At 44.1% G+C, this 22,777-nt stretch carries 15 protein-coding genes and 1 riboswitch; of the genes, 8 read left to right on the top strand and 7 right to left on the bottom strand.

Annotated elements, in window-relative coordinates; all coding sequences use genetic code 11:
- Window positions 1–174: 174 nt before the first annotated feature.
- Both ACTRWI_RS08075 and ACTRWI_RS08070 read right to left on the bottom strand, forming a co-directional pair.
- Window positions 175–405, bottom strand: a complete 231-nt coding sequence (locus tag ACTRWI_RS08075; RefSeq protein WP_499130394.1) for a hypothetical protein — start codon at window positions 403–405, stop codon at window positions 175–177.
- Between the two features lie 152 nt (window positions 406–557).
- Window positions 558–1,838 (bottom strand): cation:proton antiporter, encoded by a 1,281-nt coding sequence (locus ACTRWI_RS08070; RefSeq protein ID WP_499130392.1) that lies wholly within the window; start codon window positions 1,836–1,838, stop codon window positions 558–560.
- 204 nt (window positions 1,839–2,042) lie between these two features.
- Between ACTRWI_RS08070 and metH the strand changes: the two genes are divergently transcribed.
- Entirely contained in the window at window positions 2,043–5,684 is a 3,642-nt protein-coding gene (gene metH, locus ACTRWI_RS08065; protein ID WP_499130391.1) for a methionine synthase, read from the top strand.
- A 111-nt stretch (window positions 5,685–5,795) separates the two neighbouring features.
- Here the strand turns inward: metH and lysC are convergent, their stop codons facing one another.
- Window positions 5,796–7,163, bottom strand: a complete 1,368-nt coding sequence (gene lysC, locus ACTRWI_RS08060; protein WP_499130389.1) for a lysine-sensitive aspartokinase 3 — start codon at window positions 7,161–7,163, stop codon at window positions 5,796–5,798.
- A gap of 108 nt (window positions 7,164–7,271) precedes the next feature.
- Window positions 7,272–7,449: riboswitch (Lysine riboswitch) on the bottom strand.
- A gap of 187 nt (window positions 7,450–7,636) precedes the next feature.
- On the opposite strand from lysC, the gene ACTRWI_RS08055 reads away from it, so the two are divergent.
- Complete coding sequence (locus tag ACTRWI_RS08055) at window positions 7,637–8,776, top strand: pyridoxal-phosphate-dependent aminotransferase family protein (protein ID WP_499130387.1); 1,140 nt, start codon at window positions 7,637–7,639, stop codon at window positions 8,774–8,776.
- Window positions 8,777–8,877: 101 nt separating this feature from the next.
- Here ACTRWI_RS08055 and ACTRWI_RS08050 read toward each other — a convergent pair whose 3' ends face one another.
- From ACTRWI_RS08050 to ACTRWI_RS08035, 4 genes are all read right to left on the bottom strand, one after another.
- On the bottom strand, window positions 8,878–10,641 hold the full coding sequence (locus tag ACTRWI_RS08050) for a PglL family O-oligosaccharyltransferase (RefSeq protein WP_499130386.1): 1,764 nt from the start codon (window positions 10,639–10,641) through the stop codon (window positions 8,878–8,880).
- Window positions 10,642–10,737: 96 nt separating this feature from the next.
- Window positions 10,738–13,569 (bottom strand): excinuclease ABC subunit UvrA, encoded by a 2,832-nt coding sequence (uvrA, locus tag ACTRWI_RS08045; RefSeq protein ID WP_499130384.1) that lies wholly within the window; start codon window positions 13,567–13,569, stop codon window positions 10,738–10,740.
- A 149-nt stretch (window positions 13,570–13,718) separates the two neighbouring features.
- The gene (galU, locus tag ACTRWI_RS08040) at window positions 13,719–14,591 is read right to left on the bottom strand and encodes a UTP--glucose-1-phosphate uridylyltransferase GalU (RefSeq protein WP_499130382.1); all 873 of its coding nucleotides are present in this window, start codon (window positions 14,589–14,591) and stop codon (window positions 13,719–13,721) included.
- A 423-nt stretch (window positions 14,592–15,014) separates the two neighbouring features.
- Entirely contained in the window at window positions 15,015–15,662 is a 648-nt protein-coding gene (locus ACTRWI_RS08035) for a LuxR C-terminal-related transcriptional regulator (RefSeq protein ID WP_499130381.1), read from the bottom strand.
- Between the two features lie 279 nt (window positions 15,663–15,941).
- On the opposite strand from ACTRWI_RS08035, the gene ACTRWI_RS08030 reads away from it, so the two are divergent.
- The 6 genes from ACTRWI_RS08030 to mshL all read left to right on the top strand — a co-directional run bounded on the left by ACTRWI_RS08030 (window position 15,942) and on the right by mshL (window position 22,755).
- The gene (locus ACTRWI_RS08030) at window positions 15,942–16,493 is read left to right on the top strand and encodes a single-stranded DNA-binding protein (protein ID WP_128162173.1); all 552 of its coding nucleotides are present in this window, start codon (window positions 15,942–15,944) and stop codon (window positions 16,491–16,493) included.
- Window positions 16,494–16,654: 161 nt separating this feature from the next.
- Window positions 16,655–18,670, top strand: coding sequence for an RNase E specificity factor CsrD (gene csrD / locus ACTRWI_RS08025; protein ID WP_499130379.1), 2,016 nt, complete (start codon window positions 16,655–16,657; stop codon window positions 18,668–18,670).
- A 2-nt stretch (window positions 18,671–18,672) separates the two neighbouring features.
- The gene (locus tag ACTRWI_RS08020) at window positions 18,673–20,115 is read left to right on the top strand and encodes a type IV pilus biogenesis protein PilM (RefSeq protein ID WP_499130378.1); all 1,443 of its coding nucleotides are present in this window, start codon (window positions 18,673–18,675) and stop codon (window positions 20,113–20,115) included.
- The gene (locus ACTRWI_RS08015; RefSeq protein WP_499130376.1) at window positions 20,115–20,762 is read left to right on the top strand and encodes a hypothetical protein; all 648 of its coding nucleotides are present in this window, start codon (window positions 20,115–20,117) and stop codon (window positions 20,760–20,762) included. The genes ACTRWI_RS08020 and ACTRWI_RS08015 overlap by 1 nt, the downstream gene beginning before the upstream one ends.
- Window positions 20,755–21,087, top strand: a complete 333-nt coding sequence (locus tag ACTRWI_RS08010) for a hypothetical protein (protein ID WP_499130375.1) — start codon at window positions 20,755–20,757, stop codon at window positions 21,085–21,087. The genes ACTRWI_RS08015 and ACTRWI_RS08010 overlap by 8 nt, the downstream gene beginning before the upstream one ends.
- A 15-nt stretch (window positions 21,088–21,102) precedes the next feature.
- Entirely contained in the window at window positions 21,103–22,755 is a 1,653-nt protein-coding gene (gene mshL, locus ACTRWI_RS08005) for a pilus (MSHA type) biogenesis protein MshL (RefSeq protein WP_499130373.1), read from the top strand.
- Window positions 22,756–22,777 lie beyond the last annotated feature (22 nt).

Here is a 22,777-nt window from a genome sequence, read left to right as displayed (position 1 = left end):
AATTAAAAGGCTCTAGCAGAAATGCTAGAGCCTTTTTGCTTTCTGGGTACGAATTAGTGCTATTGGCAGAGTCGCTAATTCCCACAACTTACTACAGCAGCTCCCACAACCTAATATAGCAGCGATTATTTTAAGCTGAATATTCCAAGCGTTATATAAAGATGTGCAGGGGCTTCACGCTTGTTCTCCTTTAAGGTGATTTTTAGATAACCGAGGCTGCTTCTGGTTAGCTCCCCCCTCCAGTCTAAACTGTTCTGGTTTAGCTGAAATTTCAGTGTGTCTTGGCTTTTTAATTTTGTTTGTTACTCCACTACTTTTTAAATTACTACTCATAGTTTCGGTATTTTCCGAACTAGATTTAATTCTTTCGGAAAAGGTATGATACTGAATCTTTTCACCTGACATTATAGTTCGATTAGATAATCCTAGGAGTTTAGCCGTTGTTTTGGGCTTTCTCATGCTGATAGGATATGAGACAACCTAAGGTAGGAACGTTGGTAGAGAACGGGTACAAAAAAGGCCGCTTATATAAGCGGCCTCTGTTTATTATATGGTTGTTAATCTAACTCTTTTTCAGCTTGTTTGGCTTTTTCTATCATTGGTGTGATCGTTGAGCCTTGAACGAGAATCGAGAACACTACTACGGCATAGGTCATAACAAGGATTATCTCTTTAACATCTATCGCCTTGTCTTCAATTACCCAGATACCTGAAGGGATTGATAGAGCCATTGCTAGCGCTAAGCCACCACGTAAGCCACCCCAAGTTAAAATCTTAATCGACCACGGGTTATAAGTTCTAAAGCGTTTAAATCCAATGTATGACAAGAAAACACTTAGGTAGCGTGCCCCCAATACTAGAGGAACGGCGAATGCCATTAAGATCCAGTCTTCTTGGTGGAATTTGAATAGCAGCATCGACATACCAATCAATAAGAATAATACGCCATTTAAAAACTCATCTACTAGCTCCCAGAAGTGGTCTAGGTGATCTTCACTCTCTTTTGAGAAGCCGATAAAGCGAGTCCAATTACCAATCATGATACCTGATACCACCATAGCCAATGGTCCTGATACATGAAGTAATTCTGCAAAAGCATAACCTGCGGTTGGCACACCTATTGTTAACAGTAGTTCCATTGAGTGGTCATTAGTGTTGCTGATTAAATAGTGGAATATAAGCCCCAAAGCAAAGCCATAAACTATGCCGCCAATGGCCTCTTGGACAAACAGCATGGTTACACTGCCTAATGTCGGTGCTTCTGTTCCGAACGCAATGGTGAACAGAGTGACGAAGATTACTAAACCAAAACCATCGTTAAATAGAGACTCACCTTCAATCTGAGTAGAGATTCGTTTTGGCGCGTCGAGTTTCTTTACAATGGCTAAAACGGCGATTGGGTCGGTAGGGGAGATAAGAGAACCGAACAGTAAACAGTAAATAAGCCCGAATTGGATGCCAATGAATTGACAAAATCCATAAAGAACAAAACCAATAAAGAAAGTCGAGAAAAGAGTAGCACCGAGCGCAAGTACTGTGATCTCCCACTTTTGGTCTTTTAGGTTTGGTAGCTTTATCCCTAAACCGCCAGCAAAGAGTAAGAAGCCCAAGATCCCTTTGAGTAGGAAGTCTTCAAAATTGATACTGGCAACCGTTTCGGAGGCGATTTCGGCCAATTGAAACCAGTTGTTTTGGCCCGCAATGATTATTAGAAGAGAGAGCATCATTGAGCCAGCTGTGATGGCGATGGTTGTTTGCATTTTACCAATTTTGCTATTAACGAAGGCAATGAGCATGGCTGCAGCAGACAAGAAGCATAAAGTGTAATAGACCGACATTGGGGTACCAACATGTAACAAAGTATGAAGGTGAATTTTCGTTGTCTCATGCTCAAATAGCAAACACTTTTTGTCAGGACTTGGTAATCAATTCTCTCATTTAGACGTCTAGACTCCTTTTTAATGTGTGATAGGATGGAAGCATAATTAAAGGAATGAGGCTGTACCGTGGGAAGTAATGTAAGGCAAAAGATTGACGCTCTGTTGAAGCAACGAATTTTACTGATTGATGGTGGTATGGGCACCATGATTCAGGACTATAAATTGGAAGAGCAAGACTATCGTGGTGAACGCTTTGCGGATTGGCATAGTGACGTAAAGGGTAACAATGACCTTTTGGTACTGACACAACCTAAGCTTATCAAAGGTATTCATTCGCAATATCTGGAAGCTGGGGCTGATATCCTTGAAACCAATACTTTTAACGCTACAACTATTGCAATGGCCGACTACGATATGGAAAGCCTTAGTGAAGAAATTAACTTTGCAGCAGCCAAGCTAGCACGTGAAGCCGCCGACGAATGGACAGCAAAGACTCCTGAAAAACCTCGTTTTGTTGCAGGCGTATTAGGTCCAACAAACCGTACTTGCTCTATCTCTCCAGATGTTAATGATCCAGGCTATCGTAATGTGAGCTTTGATGAATTAGTCGTGGCTTACTCTGAATCGACTCGTGCACTGATTAGAGGTGGCTCAGACCTTATTCTTATCGAAACTATCTTCGATACACTCAATGCCAAAGCTTGTGCCTTTGCGGTTGAATCTGTCTTCGAAGAAGTGGGTGTCACTTTACCTGTCATGATCTCCGGTACTATTACAGATGCATCAGGTCGTACACTTTCAGGCCAGACAACGGAGGCTTTCTATAACGCACTTCGTCATGTTAAACCCATCTCGTTTGGGTTGAACTGTGCATTAGGGCCTGATGAGTTGCGTGAGTATGTTGGTGAGATGTCCCGTATTTCAGAGAGCTATGTCTCCGCTCACCCTAACGCAGGTTTACCTAACGCGTTTGGCGAGTATGACCTTTCTCCTGAAGACATGGCTGAACACGTTAAAGAGTGGGCTGAAAGTGGCTTCTTGAACTTGATTGGTGGCTGTTGCGGTACTACGCCAGAGCATATTCGCCAAATGGCAGAAGCGGTTGAAGGTATAACTCCTCGCGCATTGCCAGATCTACCTGTGTCATGTCGTTTATCCGGTTTAGAACCTCTGACCATTGCTAAAGAGTCTCTGTTTATAAACGTAGGCGAGCGTACTAACGTTACTGGTTCTGCACGCTTCAAACGTTTGATTAAAGAGGAGCTTTACGATGAAGCGCTGAGCGTTGCTCGTGAACAAGTCGAAAATGGCGCTCAGATCATCGATATCAACATGGATGAAGGGATGCTAGACGCTGAAGCGTGCATGGTTAAATTCCTTAATCTATGTGCCTCTGAGCCAGAGATTTCAAAAGTCCCAGTGATGGTCGATTCATCAAAGTGGGAGGTTATTGAAGCTGGCCTGAAGTGTATTCAGGGAAAAGGCATTGTTAATTCCATCTCTCTAAAAGAAGGTAAAGAAAAGTTCGTCGAGCAAGCTAAATTGGTTCGCCGTTATGGTGCTGCCGTCATCGTAATGGCGTTCGATGAAGTCGGTCAGGCAGACACACGTGAACGTAAAGTCGAGATCTGTACCCATGCTTACAACATTCTTGTTGATGAGGTTGGCTTCCCACCTGAAGACATTATTTTTGACCCGAACATCTTCGCGGTTGCGACGGGTATTGAAGAGCACAACAACTATGCAGTTGATTTTATTGGTGCGATAGAGGATATCAAGCGTGACCTACCTCATGCGATGATCTCAGGTGGTGTATCGAACGTGTCATTCTCATTCCGAGGTAACAACTACGTTCGTGAGGCAATCCACGCTGTATTCCTATATCACTGTTTTAAAAATGGTATGGATATGGGCATCGTAAACGCTGGTCAGCTGGAAATTTACGATAACGTGCCAGAAGATCTGCGTGATGCTGTTGAGGATGTTGTACTAAACCGCCGTGATGATTCGACGGAGCGCTTGCTCGATATGGCAACCGAGTACCTAGAACGAGCTGTTGGTAAAGTGGAAGATAAATCAGCGCTAGAGTGGCGTACTTGGCCTGTAGAAAAGCGCTTAGAGCATTCTTTGGTCAAAGGTATTACTGACTTCATCGTTGAAGATACTGAAGAAGCGCGTGTTAATTCAGCTCGTCCAATTGAGGTGATTGAAGGCCCGTTAATGGACGGTATGAACGTGGTTGGCGACTTATTTGGTGCAGGTAAGATGTTCCTCCCTCAAGTTGTTAAATCAGCTCGTGTAATGAAGCAAGCAGTAGCCCATTTAGAGCCGTTCATCAACGCATCCAAACAAGTTGGCGCGAGTAACGGTAAGATCCTTCTCGCGACAGTTAAGGGCGATGTTCATGATATTGGTAAGAATATTGTTGGCGTTGTTCTTCAGTGCAATAACTATGACATCATCGACTTAGGTGTAATGGTTTCATGTGAAAAGATTCTCAAAGTCGCGAAAGAAGAAAATGTCGATATTATTGGCCTTTCGGGTCTGATTACTCCATCTCTTGATGAAATGGTGCATGTTGCCAAAGAAATGGAACGACAAGGCTTTAAGCTACCATTATTGATTGGTGGCGCTACGACATCTAAGGCGCATACTGCTGTTAAAATTGAGCAGAATTACTCAGAACCTGTGGTCTACGTTAATAACGCTTCTCGTGCAGTTGGCGTCTGTACCTCACTACTTTCTGAAGAGCTAAAACCTGCCTTCGTTGAGAAGTTGGACTTAGACTATGAGCGCGTTCGTGATCAGCATAACCGTAAGAAGCCTCGTACTAAGCCTGTGACTCTAGAGCAAGCTCGCGCAAATAAAGTGGCGATTGATTGGGATGCATATACTCCGCCAGTACCAGCCAGACCGGGTGTGCATGTATTCAATGATTTTGATGTGGCAACACTGCGTCACTACATCGACTGGACACCATTTTTCATGACATGGTCATTAGTCGGTAAGTACCCAGCTATTCTTGACCATGAAGAAGTGGGCGAAGAGGCAAAACGTTTATTCAAAGATGCGAACGAGTTACTTGATCGTGTAGAGAAAGAGAAGCTACTCGAAGCCCGGGGCATGTGTGCGATGTTCCCTGCCAACAGTGTTGGTGATGACATTGAGGTGTATACCGACGAGTCTCGTACCGAAGTTCTAAAAGTTCTGCATAACCTTCGCCAACAGACTGAGAAGCCTAATGGTTTTAACTACTGTTTGTCAGACTACATTGCTCCAAAAGAAAGTGGTAAAGCGGACTGGATTGGTGGTTTTGCCGTGACAGGTGGTATTGGTGAGCGAGAGTTAGCGGATGAATATAAGGCTAATGGTGACGACTACAATGCCATCATGATTCAGGCTGTGGCTGACCGACTAGCAGAAGCGTTTGCTGAGTACCTGCACCAAGAGGTAAGAAAGGACATTTGGGGTTACGCCCCAGATGAAAATTTATCTAACGATGATTTGATTAGAGAGAAATACCAAGGTATTCGTCCTGCTCCTGGATATCCAGCTTGCCCAGAGCACACAGAGAAGGGCAGTTTGTGGGAGTTAATGGATGTTGAGAAAACCATCGATATGTCACTGACGTCTAGCTACGCGATGTGGCCAGGTGCTTCAGTGTCTGGGATGTACTTCTCTCACCCGGATTCTCGATACTTTGCGATTGCTCAGATTCAACAGGACCAAGTAGACAGCTATGCTGACCGTAAGGGGTGGGATATGTTGGAAGCTGAAAAGTGGCTAGGGCCAAATATTAACTAGTGATTAAATTAGCGAGTTATTCGTAAAACTAGAAAGAGAAAGGGTTGCTTAATCGCAACCCTTTTTGTACCTATATTTTGAGTGCTTAACTCTTATTAATTCACAATCGCCTTATTCGAATAGCTCTTGATGCAGCTTTTGAATCGCCTGTTTAGATACGGATTTATTGAGTAGGAAACATAAGTTATGAGGGCTTGCGCCGTAACAAATCATACGCAGGTTGAAATCTTCCAGAGTACTGAATACTTGCTTAGCATAGCCTTTGCTGTCGCTCATGTTATTACCAATCAATGCCACTAAACAAAGATCGTGTTCAACATCGACTGAGCAAAGCTCTTCTAGTTCAAGGCGTGCTGCTTCTGGTAACTCAGGTGCACCACCTGATGTATCCGTTTGATCTAGGGTGAGTGACACACTGATCTCCGAGGTAGTGATCAGATCGACGGAGATCTTATGTTTAGCAAGGATCTCGAATACTTTTGCAAGAAAGCCGTAAGCATGAAACATATTTGCACTGCGCAATGTAACCATGGTCTGGTTGCAGCGAAGAGTAAGGGCTCTGAATAGTGGAGAGCTTTCCACCTGCTGACGAATCCAAGTTCCACCTAATTCTGGTGCTTTTGAAGAGCCGACAAATACCGGAATTTGGTGACGTAATGCAGGTACGAGCGTGGATGGGTGAAGGATCTTCGCACCAAAGTTTGCCATCTCAGAGGCTTCACTGAAGCTGATTTCTGGGATTGGAGATGCTTGAGGTGCTATGCGAGGGTCTGTGGTGTAGATACCTGGAACGTCTGTCCAAATTTCTAAGCCAATCGCTTGTACGGACTCTGCAATAAGCGCTGCTGAGTAATCACTACCACCACGGCCTAAGGTTGTTGTATTGCCATCATTGTCCGCACCAATAAAACCCTGTGTGACTACAACTTGTTGTTGACACAGTGGAATCAGTTTCTCTTTTGCTAATACTGAAATATCTTCAAGCTGAGGTTCCGCTTTTCCGAAGTCATCATTGGTACGCATGACTTCTCTGATATCGAAACGAACTGCTGGGGCACCACGTTCGCGAAGGATCTGAGTAAGAAGGTATGTTGACATTAGCTCACCGCACGCAACTAAGTGATCGGTTAGTTTAGTGCTTGTCTGAAGTGATGCGGCCTCAGCAGCATTCGCAATGTCATCAAGAATGGAGTGAACCTCTTTTTCGATGCTGATTGGGTCAGTAAGTTGATCAAGAATGGCATTGTGGGTGTCCGTCAACTGGGTCATCACTGCCTGACGGCGAGTTTTGTCTTGAACACCGTTTGCCAATTCGACAAGTAAATTGGTTACACCTGAACACGCAGAACTTACGACTAACTTGGTATTTGAGTTGTTTTCAATAATGGCAGCACAACGGCTCATTGCTTCAAAGTTGGCAACACTTGTACCACCAAACTTAGCGACATTAAAAGAACCAGCTACATTAGATGCACTCACGATATATCTCCCACGACTTCCTAAACTAAAATTACGGTTGGGTAATCCAACGTCCAATGTTTTTCGAAGAGAGTTTTAGAGCAAAAAGAGAGGAATTATGTGAATAGTAACCTCAGAAGCTCTTCACCATATAGAAATGGTGACAGTTGCCGGGATTCAGCCCGCTCAACCGATAATAAAGGTCCTGCATCCTTTTATTATCTCGGCACTGCTCCCCATAAATGCTTTGTATTGGAAATGCGGTTCCACAAAACACCTGCCTGGGCAGTGCTCCTCTTCTGCTAGATAGCCATTTCATTGAACGTGTTTGCGCTCACAATGTCAATTGGTAACTTGAGATAATTTAAAAATACTTTAAAAATAATTTTAACAATTATGTGACAGTGGTTTGACCTCAAGACCTAAGGCTAATTGCCGACATGTTCGATTTGCTTTAGGGTGGCATATCAACACCATTAACGTAAGGGATTTACATGTCTAACTTAAAAAATACTTCTACTATCGATAGCTTTTATCCACCACATCGAACGTTAATGGGGCCAGGGCCTTCTGATATCTCACCTCAAGTGCTTCAAGCATTGAGTCGACCAACTATTGGTCACCTCGATCCACTTTTTATTGCAATGATGGATGAGGTTAAACAGCTTCTTAAGTATGCCTTTCAGACAGAGAATGAGTTTACGATTGCTGTATCAGCACCAGGCAGTGCTGGTATGGAAACTTGTTTTGTTAACTTGATTGAGCCCGGTGAAAAGGTCATCGTCTGTCGCAATGGCGTGTTTGGTGAACGTATGCGAGAAAACGTGGTGCGCTGCGGTGGCGAAGCAATTCTTGTTGATGACGAATGGGGTAAGCCTGTATCTGTCGAAAAGGTACAGCAAGCATTATCAGAAAACCCAGATGCTGTCGCGGTTGCGTTTGTGCATGCTGAGACCTCTACTGGTGCGCTATCGGATGCTCAAGCTATCTCTGCGGTTGCCCGACAGTTCGATGCATTGACGATTGTTGATGCTGTGACCTCACTGGGTGGTGTACCACTGTTAGTGGACGAATGGCAGCTCGATGCGGTTTATTCTGGCAGTCAGAAGTGCTTGTCTTGTGTTCCTGGTTTATCACCAGTGACTTTCTCTCAGCGTGCCGTTGATAAAATGAAAGCGCGTCAGTCACCGGTACAAAGTTGGTTCTTGGATCAGAGCCTAGTATTAGGTTACTGGAGCGGAGAAGGTAAGCGTAGTTATCACCATACTGCACCAGTCAATAGTCTTTACGCGCTGCATGAGTCTCTCGTGCTATTGAAAAATGAAGGCTTAGATAATGCTTGGTCTCGCCATCACGCTATGCATCAAGAGTTGAAAGAGGGCGTGGAAGCATTAGGACTGAAATTTGTTGTTGAGGAGGAGAGCCGTTTACCACAACTTAATGCTCTTTACTTCCCCGAAGGAATCGATGAAGCGAAAGTCAGATCGCAGCTTTTAGAAGAGTATAACCTTGAGATTGGTGCTGGCCTTGGTTCTTTGGCTGGGAAGGCATGGCGTATTGGCTTGATGGGCTACGGTGCTCGTAAAGAGAATGTCGCACTGTGTCTTAAGGCGCTGCAAGACGCACTTGAATAGTCAAATCAGATTAGTTTTAAAGAAAAGCGCACGAGGATCGTGCGCTTTTTTGTATTTACTCTAAAGGTGAGATGCGAAAGTCATACCTCGCTAGTGCCTAATTACTCTGCCGATGAGACGTTGTTTTCTGCTTGAGATACTTTCTTGTACTGAACCTGTGAAAAGTCTCTGTTTGGAAATAAAAACTTTGCTTCACTCCGAATTTGTTCCGCTTTACTCTCTTTTCCTAAACCTTGGTAAGCAAGGATCAGGTTACTGTAGAACGCTGGTCTTGGTTTACTCTTTATGATCTCTAGTGACCAATCAACGTAAGGCTGAATAAGGCTATGGTCGCCCTTATAGAGGCCAATGTTGAGGTAGGTGCTGTATATATCCCAATCGTAGCGATCTTTCCAAACCACAGGGTTGGTGACTTGTTTGAGAATATCTGGGTTTTTAGGTTTAGATAGCTCAAATTTGGTCAGTACATAGTTGGTATGCAGTGCACTCAACATGTAAACACTCACCAGAATGGGTAACACTAAGCTGATCACTCTAAATAATGTCTTACTGATGATGCTAAACGGCTGTTGATAGTGACGTGAAGAGCGCTGGTCGACCCAATAAATCAATATGATAAAGGTTATCCAGTGTATCGTTGAGTGATAGAACGGGTACTCTAGCTGAGAGTGTAAAAGTATCGGTATGAATAGCGCCAATAAAGCTAAGCGTGTTCCTTTCGCTGAGCTCGAGATACGCGACAATACTAGTACTGCGGCAATCAATATTCCTATGATAGGTACAATACCGCCCTCAACTCCCCAGAATAGAAACTCATTGTGAGGATGATCCATTGCTGGAAGCCCCGGATGATAGTTTGAATTGAGTTGATGCTGACGAGCGGTATACAGGGTGTACTCTGATTCAAATTTTCCGTAGCCGTAACCAGTAAATGGCTTCTCCACCAACATGTCTAATGTTTGCGGTAAGGTGTAAGCACGAGGGCTCTCTAGGTTCGCTTTTTTACTCGCTATACTATCTGTAGTGCTAAGACTGATTACTGAAAATGCAACTACGATACCGACAGCAACGGATACACACCATCCGTAGAATCGTTTCTTGGTCGAGAACTTGTAGAGGTAAGGCAGAATACACGCTAACCCAATGAGTGCTGCTAACCAACCTGTGCGTGATGCGATGATGATCAGCAGTGGTACCGTTAACGTTGGTGTTAGGTAGAGTAAAAATGATTCGCTAATCTTATGGTTGTACTTGGCTGGCTGCCTCGCCAGTAGGTAAGCAGAAAGGACAAACCCCGTCGCTAAAAAGCTAGCCATCACATTAGGCTGTTGGAAGATCCCATAAGGGCGATTAGCATCAGTGTTGTAGCCAAATAGGTTACCAGGCTCTAGCAAAAAATATTGTGCATAACCAAAAAGCGCTTGTATGACGACAGCGAGTACGATGAACCACAGCATTCGCTGTTTGTATTTGTTGCTGAATTTGAATTGTTGAAGAACCACGAATAAGGCAAAGCCAGCCCATAAGCCAAGTAATCGAGCTGAAGCCCCTTGCGGTGAAGCATTGCTGTATAGAATCGGTAATGTGAGTATCACGCAGCTTATCAGCAAACCTACAGTTAACTTGGAGTACTTGAGTGCTCGATTGGTCGCTAGTTGATAAAAACCAATGGCTAAAGTGAAGCTTAGAGCCAGCCAAGTCGTCGGATTAAAGGATAGAGCAAGCCCCGAACCTCCTGGGTTAGGCATGAAAAAGTGCATGGCGAGTAAGAACACAACAGCTAGTGAAGCAATGAATGCTTTGTTGAGAGGTAGCTGAGTGACCTGATGCTCTAGCTGGGTTCCGCTAGTGTGTATTGTTGCCATAAATCCCTAACCTTATACAAACGGAGCTTGTTCCTTTTGAAACAAGCTCCGTTACTTTAACATTTTTCTGCCTGCCCGCAGGACGCTATTTTACACCTAGTTCAAATTTAACATAGGCTTAAGGAAGCGTGCGGTATGTGAACCTTCGACTAGTGCCACATCTTCTGGTGTACCCTCTGCAACAATTTCACCACCACCTTGACCACCTTCAGGGCCGAGATCGAGTATCCAGTCTGCGGTTTTAACGACATCCAAGTTGTGTTCAATTACCACAACGGTATTGCCGTGATCACGCAGTCGATGTAATACGGTCAATAACTGTTGGATATCGTGGAAGTGAAGGCCGGTTGTTGGTTCATCGAGAATGTATAAAGTCTTTCCTGTATCTCGCTTCGACAACTCACGCGCCAATTTAACACGTTGAGCTTCACCACCAGATAGGGTCGTGGCGGCTTGCCCTAGGCGGATGTAAGAAAGACCAACATCCATGAGAGTTTGTAGTTTACGTGCGATTACTGGAACCGGATTAAAGAACTCACGTGCGTCTTCTACGGTCATTTCCAGTACTTCATCAATGGTTTTACCCTTGTAGCGAACTTCTAGTGTTTCACGGTTGTAGCGCTTGCCCTTACACACATCACACGGCACATAAACGTCCGGTAGGAAGTGCATTTCTACCTTGATAACACCATCGCCCTGACAAGCTTCACAGCGTCCGCCACGCACGTTAAAGCTGAAGCGTCCCGGTTTGTAACCGCGCGAACGTGACTCTTGTGTTCCAGCGAACAACTCACGAATAGGAGTGAATATTCCTGTGTAGGTTGCAGGGTTTGATCTTGGCGTTCGACCGATAGGGCTTTGGTCAATATCGATGACCTTATCGAAATGCTCTAATCCTTTGATCTTCTTGTGAGGTGCAGGTACTGCTGTCGTTGCACCGTTGAGTTGGGTGTGAGCAATCTTAAAGAAGGTGTCATTAATCAGTGTCGACTTGCCTGATCCTGATACACCAGTAATACAACTGAATAGGCCAACCGGGATAGTCGCGGTGACATTTTTCAGGTTATTACCGGTAGCCCCAATGATCTCGACGACTTTCTTCTTGTCGATCGGCGTTCGTTGTTTTGGTACTTCAATCTCTTTTACGCCACTCAGGTACTGACCTGTCAACGAATTTGGATTGTCGATGATATCTTGCATGGTGCCTTCTGCGACGACGTGGCCGCCGTGCACACCAGCACCAGGGCCGATATCGATCACATGGTCTGCACAGCGAATCGCGTCTTCATCATGCTCAACGACAAGCACTGTATTGCCTAAGTCTCTTAGGTGAACCAAGGTTTGTAGCAGTCGTTCATTGTCACGTTGGTGGAGGCCAATCGATGGTTCATCCAATACATACATAACTCCCACTAAGCCTGCACCGATCTGACTTGCGAGACGAATTCGTTGCGCTTCACCACCAGATAGGGTTTCAGCACTGCGTGATAGGTTGAGGTAGTTCAAGCCGACATTAACCAAGAAGTGCAGGCGATCATTGATCTCTTTCATTACTTTATCGGCGATTTGTCCACGTTGACCGTCTAACTTCAACTCTTGGAAAAATTGCAATGCATCAGCAATGCTCAGTTCAACGATTTCAGGCAATGTAGTATCGCCAACGAAGACATTACGAGCCTCTAACCTTAAACGAGTACCGTCACAGCTCGAGCATGATTTCGTTGAGATGTACTTAGCAAGATCTTCACGGACTGCATTTGATTCCGTATCACGGTAACGGCGCTCCAACGTGTTCAAAATACCTTCAAATGGGTGACGTTTGACTCGAATATCACCACGATCATTGATGTACTTGAATTCAACTTCAGTACGACCTGAACCTTTGAGAATGATCTCTTGAGTCTTCTTGGGTAGAGAATTAAAGGGTGCAAACAGATCGAAACCATAGTGTTCCGAGAGCGATGTTAGCATCTGGAAATAGTAGTAGTTCTTTTGATCCCAGCCCTTAATAGCTCCATCTGCAATACTAAGGTTCTCATCTAAGATCACTCGACTCGGATCAAAATACTGCTGAACTCCAAGGCCATCACACGTACCACATGCACCAGCTGGGTTGTTGAATGAGAATAGGCGAGGTTCAAGCTCTTGCATGCTGTAACCACACTTGGGACAAGCGAAGTTAGCAGAGAACACGATCTCTTCTTGATCTGTTTCGTCCATCCAACCGACAACGGCAATACCACCAGAGAGCTCTAATGTGGTCTCGAACGATTCGGCTAAGCGCTGTTGTAGATCGGGGCGTACTTTAAATCGATCAACGACGACTTCAATAGTGTGCTTCTTATGCAGTTCTAATGCTGGTGGATCGGATAGGTCGCATGTCTCACCATCAATACGCGCGCGAATAAAGCCCTGAGCCGCTAAGTTTTCTAGTGTTTTTACGTGCTCACCTTTACGTTCTTTAACGATTGGTGCTAACAGCATCATCTTTGAACCAACAGGTAGCTCAAGTACTTTGTCTACCATTTGGCTGATAGTTTGCGCGGCAAGCGGTGTATTGTGTTCTGGACAGCGGGGTTCGCCGACTCGAGCATAAAGAAGTCTCAGATAGTCATACACTTCTGTAATAGTACCGACTGTTGAGCGAGGGTTATGAGACGTCGATTTTTGTTCTATTGAGATGGCGGGAGATAAGCCTTCGATGTGGTCGACATCAGGCTTTTCCATAAGGGATAGAAATTGACGAGCATAGGCAGACAGGGACTCAACATAACGGCGTTGTCCTTCTGCGTAGAGTGTATCAAACGCAAGTGATGACTTACCTGAACCAGAAAGACCTGTGATAACAATCAACTTATCACGAGGGATGGTAAGGTTTACGTCTTTGAGGTTATGCGTACGAGCGCCTCTAATTTCTATTTTATCCATCTCAACAGACCATGTAATTTTTAGTGGCTAAAGTATTACATAGAGTGAGATTTGTGCAAAGTTTTACTGGATAAAAAAACAGTAATTAAAAAGGGCGACTCCTAGAGCCGCCCTTTACATCGTATGAAATGTTACTTACCAGTCAGTAGTTATGCTTCTTTCTGTGTTGCGTGTTTGCCTAACTCAACTTGCTGCTGGTCTTTCTTGTATAAGTTTTCAAAACAGTAGTTTGTTGCTTCGATATAGCCTTCTACGCTGCCACAGTCAAAACGCTGACCTTTAAATTTGTACGCCAATACACAACCTGCTTTTGCTTGTTTGAGCAGTGCATCGGTGATTTGGATCTCGCCACCTTTACCTGGTTCCGTTTGCTCGATCAGTTCGAAGATATCAGGAGTCAAGATGTAACGGCCAATGATCGCTAGGTTGCTTGGTGCTTTGCCTTGTTCTGGCTTTTCCACCATGTCATCAACACGGAACAAATCGTCTTTGATCATTTCACCAGAGATAACACCGTACTTATGCGTCTCTTCTTCAGGTACTTCTTGAACCGCAACGATAGAACAGCGGAACTGTTTGTATAGGGCAACCATTTGTGCCAGCACGCCTTGTTGCTCATTTACACATAGGTCATCGGCAAGTACCACTGCGAATGGTTCGTCACCTACAAGTTCGCGACCAGTCAAGATAGCGTGACCTAAACCTTTCATTTCACGTTGACGAATATAGGTAAAGTTTGCAGCTTCAATTGTTTCACGAATATTAACCAGAAGGTCTTCTTTATTGGTGCCACTGATCTGGTGTTCAAGCTCGTAGTTCTTGTCGAAGTGATCCATGATCGAGTGCTTGCCACGACCCGTTACGATACACATTCCGTCCATACCAGCTTCGATGGCTTCCTCAACGCCGTACTCAATCAGTGGTTTGTTAACTACTGGCATCATTTCTTTCGGCATTGATTTGGTTGCTGGTAAGAAGCGTGTACCGTAGCCTGCTGCCGGGAAAAGGCACTTTTTGATCATCGTAAGACCCTTTATCTATAATAATTATTGATTCAACCTGAGCGGTTGATATTTCTGAGTGCAACTCTAGCACAAATTTTGTCGAAAATTCAGCAACAATCCGCATGGCTAACTAGGGCGTGTTGATCTTTCGAGCTGATTTTTGCAGCGAGTTGCTGGGTATTTATACAAGGCAGAGGCTTTGACGTGTAGCTAGCCTACATGAGAAGCCGCTAACGTAGTAGAAATGACCAGCAAACGCTGCCCGGAGGGTTCGGCTAAAAGCGTTTTACTCTTTGTTGAGGGAGATTTGCTTAGAATGACTAGGCTACTTCCCCCTCGCCGCGATTAAAACGCTTTTATCTCGAACAAAATTCAACCACGAAAGGTCAACACGCCCTAGAGCTTCCCTCAAAATTATCGTCACTTTAAGAAGCCGATCAATTATGCAAGCAGGTTTTGGTTTGCCCATGCGATCGCTTGGACTCTATTTTTTACCGCCAGTTTGCGGAATATTTGATAGAGGTGGGACTTCACCGTGAACTCACTGATAAATAGGTCGTCAGCTATTTGCGTGTTCGATGAGCCGGATTGGAGGCAACGAATAACCTGAATCTCGCGAATGGTGAGATCAACATTAGTCGGCGTTGTGTTGGTATTGACCATATTACGATAGTAAAACAGCAGTTGATTGGTGACCTTTCTTGGCAGCCAGTTTTCGCCATTGATTATCTCTTGTAAACCATGAGCAATTTTGTCTTTTTTATCGGTTTTATAAAACAGCCCTTTTAACACACCATAAGTCAACAGCTCTGATGTTGGCAGTTGCTGGGGGACATTAAACAAAATGATCTCATTATTTTTCCACATCACGGTCAAGTTAGGGCAGGTTACTAATAGCTTTGGCACTTGCTTATAGTCGACAAGAAGAATGCGATTACTCTGCTTTCTGTCTACTAACATTAAGTCGTCTGGCGTCATCTTGTGCAAGACAATAGACAGGTGTTTTTCTATCTCTTTTACATGTAAGTAAGTATCACTTGGGTCGATGCATATAAAGTGTAAAGTGCGAGCGTGTCGAGATTTTCTCATTGAAACTCCATGTCTAAATTGAATGAGATTTCACGTTGTCATGCAGGCTTTGGCATCTCTAGCATCATTGTTGTGACTTGCGTTGAATATCAACCCTTAAAGTAAATGAGTGGTTTATCAGTGGAGAAAAAAGCAACATCGATCTGAATATCATGATTTGTTACGTTTTTATTCTTTGTCGTGAAGTGAGAATAGGAATGCGATTTATCACAGCAGAAAAGCATGTTATTCTAGAACGCTAAAAATTTTCTGAGACTACGAATTTAGACGGAGCAAATCATGGCTAGCCGTGGAGTTAACAAAGTTATATTAGTGGGTAACCTAGGTAATGACCCAGAAATTCGTTACATGCCAAATGGCGGCGCAGTAGCGAACATTACCATTGCAACGTCAGAGTCATGGCGTGATAAAGCAACGGGCGAACAGCGTGAAAAAACAGAATGGCACCGTGTTGCTCTGTTTGGCAAGCTAGCTGAAGTTGCTGGTGAGTACCTACGTAAAGGTTCTCAAGTTTACATTGAAGGTCAACTTCAAACTCGTAAATGGCAAGATCAAAGCGGTCAAGATCGCTACACAACGGAAGTTGTGGTTCAAGGCTTTAACGGCGTAATGCAAATGCTAGGCGGTCGTGCTCAAGGTGGCGCACCAGCTCAAGGCGGCATGGGTGGCCAACAACAGCAAGGTGGTTGGGGTCAACCTCAGCAACCACAACAGCAACAATATAGCGCTCCAGCTCAACCGCAAAAAGCGCCTCAACAACAAGCTCCTCAGCAGGCTCAACCTCAATATAATGAGCCACCGATGGATTTTGATGATGATATCCCATTTTAAGCCCTGTTTTTAATATAATATAAAGACAGTATTAATTTGGAAAAAGCCGCGATCATCGCGGCTTTTTGTTACCTAGAATTCTTAACGCTTTATTAACAACCTCAATTTATAGTATAAGTAGCAATACGGTATAATGTGAGTTGAAAAGGATTTCGTTATTCATGAGATATACCCCCACACTAAAATTGAGCACCCGATTGGTCGCATTTGTCACCGTGATAGTGATCAGTGCGATGTTCATTCTTTTTATCGGTGGCACCCTCTCATTTAAGCGTATCGGGCAAGAGTATTTAGACCATTATTTGGAGGGTATTGTCGACGTCGTAGATAAGGAAATGGAAGATCCTGATGCCGCATATTCAATGCAACGTTGGATGCCTAAGATGTTGCAAGCAAGCAACATTGTTGAGATGAAGCTGACGAATAAGACCGGCATTGTCTATCGTTTCAAAGACACATCCCCACAGATTGATCCCAGCCGCTTGTATCTAAAAAGTTATGTATTAGAGCGAAATACCGGTTACCAAATTGAATTTAAGGCCCTGCCTCCTTACATTGGATACAGCTACTCATTAGAGGCGATGTGGTCGATCACCTTAGCGGTCGCCTTGATCATTTTCTGTTTAGCTCGTGGCGTTCGATGGCTAAAAGAGCAGTTAATGGGCTCTGAAATGCTGGAAGAGCGTGGAAGGATGATCCTTGCTGGTCAGGTTGAAGCTCATGCAAGAGGTGATGAGCGAGAGTGGCCTTTTACCGCGAGTGAAGCTCTCGATGTTCTTATTGATGAGTTAAAAGACGCTCGGCAAGAGCGTAGTCGCTTTGATACCTTTATTCGTACCCATGCCTTTTTAGATAAACTCACAGGCACTGCTAACAGAGTATTGTTTGATAACAAGCTCGAATCGACATTGCATGAAAGTGGCGCCCGTGGTGGTGTGTTATTGATACGTATCGATGAGTGGGAACAGGTACGTGATGATAATGATAAGCAAGTTACAGATAACTTTATTATTGAGGTTGGTGAAGTTCTATCGAATATCGTTCAGAGATACCCAGATGTAATTTTTTCTCGCTATTACGAAGCCGACTTTGCTGTATTTATTCCGCATCAAGGTGCTAAAGATATTGCAACGCTGGCAGCCCAGTGTTTAAGACAACTTGATAAGCTAACACCACCAGAGCCTTTAGAGTCAGATAATTGGTGCCATATCGGTGTGACCATGTACACCGAAGGTGAACGTCACAGCCAAATCATGAGTGAAACAGAAACGGCATTAAAAAGTGCGCAATTGGAGCGTATTAATAACTGGAGCCGCTTCCCGAAAAAAAACAAAAATGATCTTGATAGAGGTAGCGTTCGCTGGAGGACGCTGCTTGATACAGCGTTGCTTCCTGATAATTTAGTAATCTTTGCCCAGCGGTGTTATCTTATGTCAGAGCAAGGTCAAGTTAATGAATTACATAAAGAAATATTTACTAGAATTCAGGACCCAGAGAGAGGCTTATTGAAATCCTCTCGATTCATGCCTGCAGTAGAGCAAGTGGGTTATCAAGCTCAAATGGATCAATCGGTTTTGAAGGTGTTGTTGAAGTCATTAAAAGAATCAACTCAACCTATTTATTATTCAGTGAACCTCAATGTCACGCCATTTGCGAGTAAGCAACATTTTAAATGGTTTAGGAGTGAATTGCTGCAGCTCTCTGCACAGCATCGTTCACAACTCGCTTTTGAGTTCTCTGAGGGGGATCTCATTGCCCATCTTGATTATATGAGGCCAGTGGCGAAGATGCTGCGCGGACTAGGGTGCAAAATCATTGTTGGTCAAGCTGGGCGAACTATTGTCAGTACTCATTACATCAAGGACTTGAAGGTTGACTATATAAAGCTTCATCGAAGTTTGATTAAGAGAATCGATCAACGGCATGAGAATCAGCTGTTTGTCCGTAGTTTAGTCGGGGCGTGTGGTGATGCCCCAACTCAAGTAATTGCGGTGGGAGTTGAGACAAAACAAGAAAAGAACACTTTGATAGAAATAGGTATAAACGGCTATCAGGGAAGATATTTCGATAAAGAACAACAAATTATCCCTTTGCCTAATAAAGACTCAAAGTCGGTGAAAACTGAATCGGTAGTAAAAATTGGTCGAAGGAATCGATGGCGTAAGAGTAGTGGCTAAATATGAATTTTAAAGCGGTTGTAGACAAATTAAAGCCAAGTAAAAGCAATGACAACACTCAAGTTGTTATGCTGGGTCACGATGCAGTCTATATTTCATCGACAGGGCAAGAATCTCAAGTAACCAGCATTCCTCTCGTTAATGGAGACTGGGAAAGTGCGCTGAATAAGTCGTTAAATAGTGAGGCGTTTACCAGCAATACTCTTCAACTTATTGTTAGCACCAACTACTACCAAACCTATCAGCTTGATAAGCCGGATATTCCAGAAAGCGAATGGTCGGTTGCCCTACCATTTCTACTCAAAGACCTTGTTGCTGAGAGAGTTACGGAGATTACTGCGAGTGCGGTCGCTCTACCTACTTCTAATAAACTACAAGTGTATGTATTGCCGAGAAAGCTATTAGACAAGCTAGTTAATATTACGAGTTCGGCGCAAATTGAGCTAAAAGGTGTGACGCCAGAAGATGAAATCTGGGGTTATAGTACGGGTGAGCTGTCGAATTTTATCCTTTTACAACGAAGTACTAATTCGCACTTTAAGTTGGGGGCGTTTGTTGAACATACCGTTTGTTTCCAGAGAACCATACGTAGTGTTTTGCCCCCTTTAACTGGAGTGGCGTCCAGTGCTCTTCAATTAGATGGTCTTGCCTTGGAGCTTCAACGCTCTATTGATTATTTGTCCTCTCAAATTAAAGGCACGCAGCTTCATCAATTAAAGCTCTGTTGTGATGAAGAGGATGAAGCGGAATTACAAAGTGCGTTAAATAATACACTCAGTTCGACGGTCTCTTTGCTCGTTGAAGGTGAGCGTGAAAACTCTGAAAGTTTATTGGTTCAACTTGCGACTAAAAAAGAGACGTTCAAGGTCAATCTTTACCCTGAGCATTTAAAGCCTAAAAAAGAGTATTTTACTTTAGCGAATGTCGCCGCGAGTTGGGGATTGGTTGGTGTATTGTTGCTTGGCAGTTACTTTGTCATCAACTATCAAGCTTCCAATTTAGACACTGAGTTAACAGTGTTACAACAAGATTCTAACCAATTTAGCATTCAGATTAACCAACTCAATAGTAAATTAACTCAACATAAACCCTCCTCTGGTAACGTGGCAGCAGTTGAGCGTCTCAAACGTGAGATTGAAACAAAAAAAGAGGCGTTAAAGGCGATTGGGCAATACGACGAATCTCAGAAAGTCGGGTATTCTGGCGTCATGAATTCCTTAGCTCAATTAGGCCGAAATGATATCTCTCTTTCGCACATCTATATGACCCATGACACGTTAGATATGAGTGGCTTAGCTCGTAATGCTAATGTCGTCCCTAACTGGATTGGCCAATTTAAAAACGAGCTTAATCTTGTTGGTCGTTCTTTTGAAAAACTGAAAATAGGTCGTAATGAACAAGATGTGGTGACCTTTGAGTTAAGTACTCGTAGGGAGAGCAAGTAATGCCGCAGTGGAATCAACTTAGCGATAAGTTTCTTGCGTTAAGTCCAAGAGAAAAGTGGTTGCTTTTCGTGTGTGGTTTCGTTGGTCTCTCCATGTTGCTTTTTACCTTGCTGGTGGAGCCTGCATACCTCGAGTTGCAAGCTAAAAATGCCAAGATGACGAGCCTGATTCAGTCAAATCAGAGGCAGCAAGGTGAGTTACTGGTCCTGCAAGCCAAATTGAACAAAGATCCTGATAAAGAGCTCGATCTCGAACGCAAAAAGTTGTTGCGAGAGAGGGATGCCCTGTCTCTTGAGCTTTCTGAAATGGTCGATGGGCTCATATCACCATCCCAAATGTCGCAATTGCTAGAAAGTGTACTGAATGCAGGTAAGGGTTTGAAGTTGGTGTCGCTAGAGTCACTTGAGCCAGAAGCGATTTCGAACAACAAAGAGACCAGTGAATATTCAGATTATTTCCTTCACCCGGTGAGAATGGAATTGACCGGTAGCTACTTTGACATTGCAGCGTACCTTCAAGCGCTTGAGTCTCTTCCTGTGAATTACTACTGGCGTACATTTGAATACACAGTAGAAGAATACCCGACAGCTCGACTTGTATTCGAGGTTTATACACTAGGTACCAGACAGGAGTTTATCGGTGGTTAGAACGCTATTGTTGTCATTACTGCTTTCCAGCTCACTGGTGTCGGCAGAGCAAGATCCAACGACACCTCTGGGGTGGATGACGCCTCAACAAAAAACAGCACCGGCCAAGCAAGCGCAAACTCATTATCGTTTACCGTCTTTAGAAAGCATCGTGTGTAAAGCGGATACGTCTTGCCACGCCATTCTCAATGGTGAAATTGTTGCTCCGGGAGAGACGATAGAAGGGTATAGAGTTAAGAAAATAGATTCAGAATACGTCACTCTGCAGAGAAGCGCTAAGCAGTGGAAATTAGAGATGTTCTCTTTAGATATTAAGAATAATTAAGGTTTGAGTGAAGACATGCGTAAACTTGTAGTAGCAATCCTAGTATCATCTTTGGTCGGTTGTTCGATGGGGCATCGTGATCCTATTGAGATAAAAGCGTCTTTAAACGAATCTATTAATGAAGCGAACAGCAAGGCGCTTCATGAACTGCCTTTGTCTGTACAAGATGACCTTATGCCTCAGCTTAATACCGATGCTATGTCTCCTGGAATGGAAACCGTAAAGCGTTTTCGTATTCAAGCAAAAGGTGTCGACGCGAGAACCTTCTTTGCTAGCTTAGTGAAAGGCACAGAATACAGCGCAGCGATTCACCCAAGCGTGTCTGGAAAGCTTACGTTGAACTTAACGGATGTGACGCTAGATGAAGTGCTGGCTGTGGCTCAGGATATGTATGGCTATGATATTGAAAAGCGCGGTAAAGTGATTCAAGTCTACCCTGCAGGCCTTCGCACAGTCACGATTCCAGTCGATTACTTACAAGTTAAGCGCGCGGGTCGCTCGTTGACGACGATAACGACGGGGACGATCTCTAACTCAAACAACGGTTCATCGAGCTCTTCAAACTCGGACTCAAATTCATCGAACGCGTCAAACAACTCAACTTCGAGCGGTGGCACTGAGATTGAAACCACTTCTGAAAGTGACTTTTGGCCACAACTGGAGGCGGCGGTTGCGCACCTCATCGGTTCTGGTGATGGCCAAAGTGTTGTTGTGACGCCTCAAGCGAGTGTGATTACGGTTCGTGCTTTCCCTGATGAAATTCGCGAGGTTCGTGAGTTCCTAGGTGTTTCTCAGCAACGCTTGCAGCGCCAAGTGATTCTTGAAGCCAAAATCATGGAAGTAACCTTGAGCGATGGTTACCAACAGGGGATCAACTGGACGACAATGTTCTCGGCAAATGGAACCAATTACACGATTGGCATGGGGTCCATTATAAAGGATGCGACAGGCGCCATTATTCCGGGCAAATTACCTGGGATGGATCCTATTGGCGATGCCCTGGGTGGTCAATCTAATCTCGTTGTATCGAGCAGTAGCTTCGAGGCGGTATTGAGTTTTATGGATACTCAAGGCGACCTCAATGTGCTTTCTAGCCCAAGAGTGACGGCTGCAAATAACCAAAAAGCGGTGATCAAAGTCGGCACAGATGAGTATTACGTCACCGATTTATCCAGTGCGGTGGGCAGTGGTGACAACGCAAACGTGGCTCCTGAAGTGGAGCTCACGCCATTCTTTTCGGGTATCTCTTTAGATGTCACGCCTCAGATTGACGATAATGGCAATGTATTCCTGCATGTTCACCCTGCGGTGATTGAGGTGGAAAAGCAATTAACAGATATCAACTTTGGTTCAACAATGGGGGTTGTACAACTACCATTAGCGAAAAGTTCTATTCGTGAGTCTGATTCAGTGATTCGTGCACAAGATGGTGATGTGGTGGTTATTGGTGGTTTGATGAAATCCAACAATGTTGATTCGACGTCTAAAGTACCATTCTTAGGTGATATTCCAGCTTTGGGCCACTTATTCCGCAACACCAATCAATTGACGCAAAAGACCGAGCTTGTCATTTTGCTTAAACCGACCGTTGTGGGGGTGAATACTTGGCAAACTGAGCTGGAGCGTTCTCGTGATCTGCTTAAACAATGGTTTCCTGATGAAGAGTAAATGTGCATTCCCTGAGCTGGTA

Source organism: Pseudoalteromonas sp. G5_S1_14_S5 (assembly GCF_054968605.1).
This window is presented reverse-complemented; position numbering and strand designations above follow the sequence as displayed.

Coding starts and splice junctions, on each gene's coding strand:
- ACTRWI_RS08035 (WP_499130381.1), bottom strand. CDS start 15,662: ATGAGAAAATCTCGACACGCTCGCACTTTACACTTTATATGCATCGAC.
- ACTRWI_RS08075 (WP_499130394.1), bottom strand. CDS start 405: ATGTCAGGTGAAAAGATTCAGTATCATACCTTTTCCGAAAGAATTAAA.
- galU (WP_499130382.1), bottom strand. CDS start 14,591: ATGATCAAAAAGTGCCTTTTCCCGGCAGCAGGCTACGGTACACGCTTC.
- ACTRWI_RS08020 (WP_499130378.1), top strand. CDS start 18,673: ATGAATTTTAAAGCGGTTGTAGACAAATTAAAGCCAAGTAAAAGCAAT.
- ACTRWI_RS08070 (WP_499130392.1), bottom strand. CDS start 1,838: ATGTCGGTCTATTACACTTTATGCTTCTTGTCTGCTGCAGCCATGCTC.
- uvrA (WP_499130384.1), bottom strand. CDS start 13,569: ATGGATAAAATAGAAATTAGAGGCGCTCGTACGCATAACCTCAAAGAC.
- ACTRWI_RS08055 (WP_499130387.1), top strand. CDS start 7,637: ATGTCTAACTTAAAAAATACTTCTACTATCGATAGCTTTTATCCACCA.
- ACTRWI_RS08030 (WP_128162173.1), top strand. CDS start 15,942: ATGGCTAGCCGTGGAGTTAACAAAGTTATATTAGTGGGTAACCTAGGT.
- ACTRWI_RS08050 (WP_499130386.1), bottom strand. CDS start 10,641: ATGGCAACAATACACACTAGCGGAACCCAGCTAGAGCATCAGGTCACT.
- mshL (WP_499130373.1), top strand. CDS start 21,103: ATGCGTAAACTTGTAGTAGCAATCCTAGTATCATCTTTGGTCGGTTGT.
- csrD (WP_499130379.1), top strand. CDS start 16,655: ATGAGATATACCCCCACACTAAAATTGAGCACCCGATTGGTCGCATTT.
- ACTRWI_RS08015 (WP_499130376.1), top strand. CDS start 20,115: ATGCCGCAGTGGAATCAACTTAGCGATAAGTTTCTTGCGTTAAGTCCA.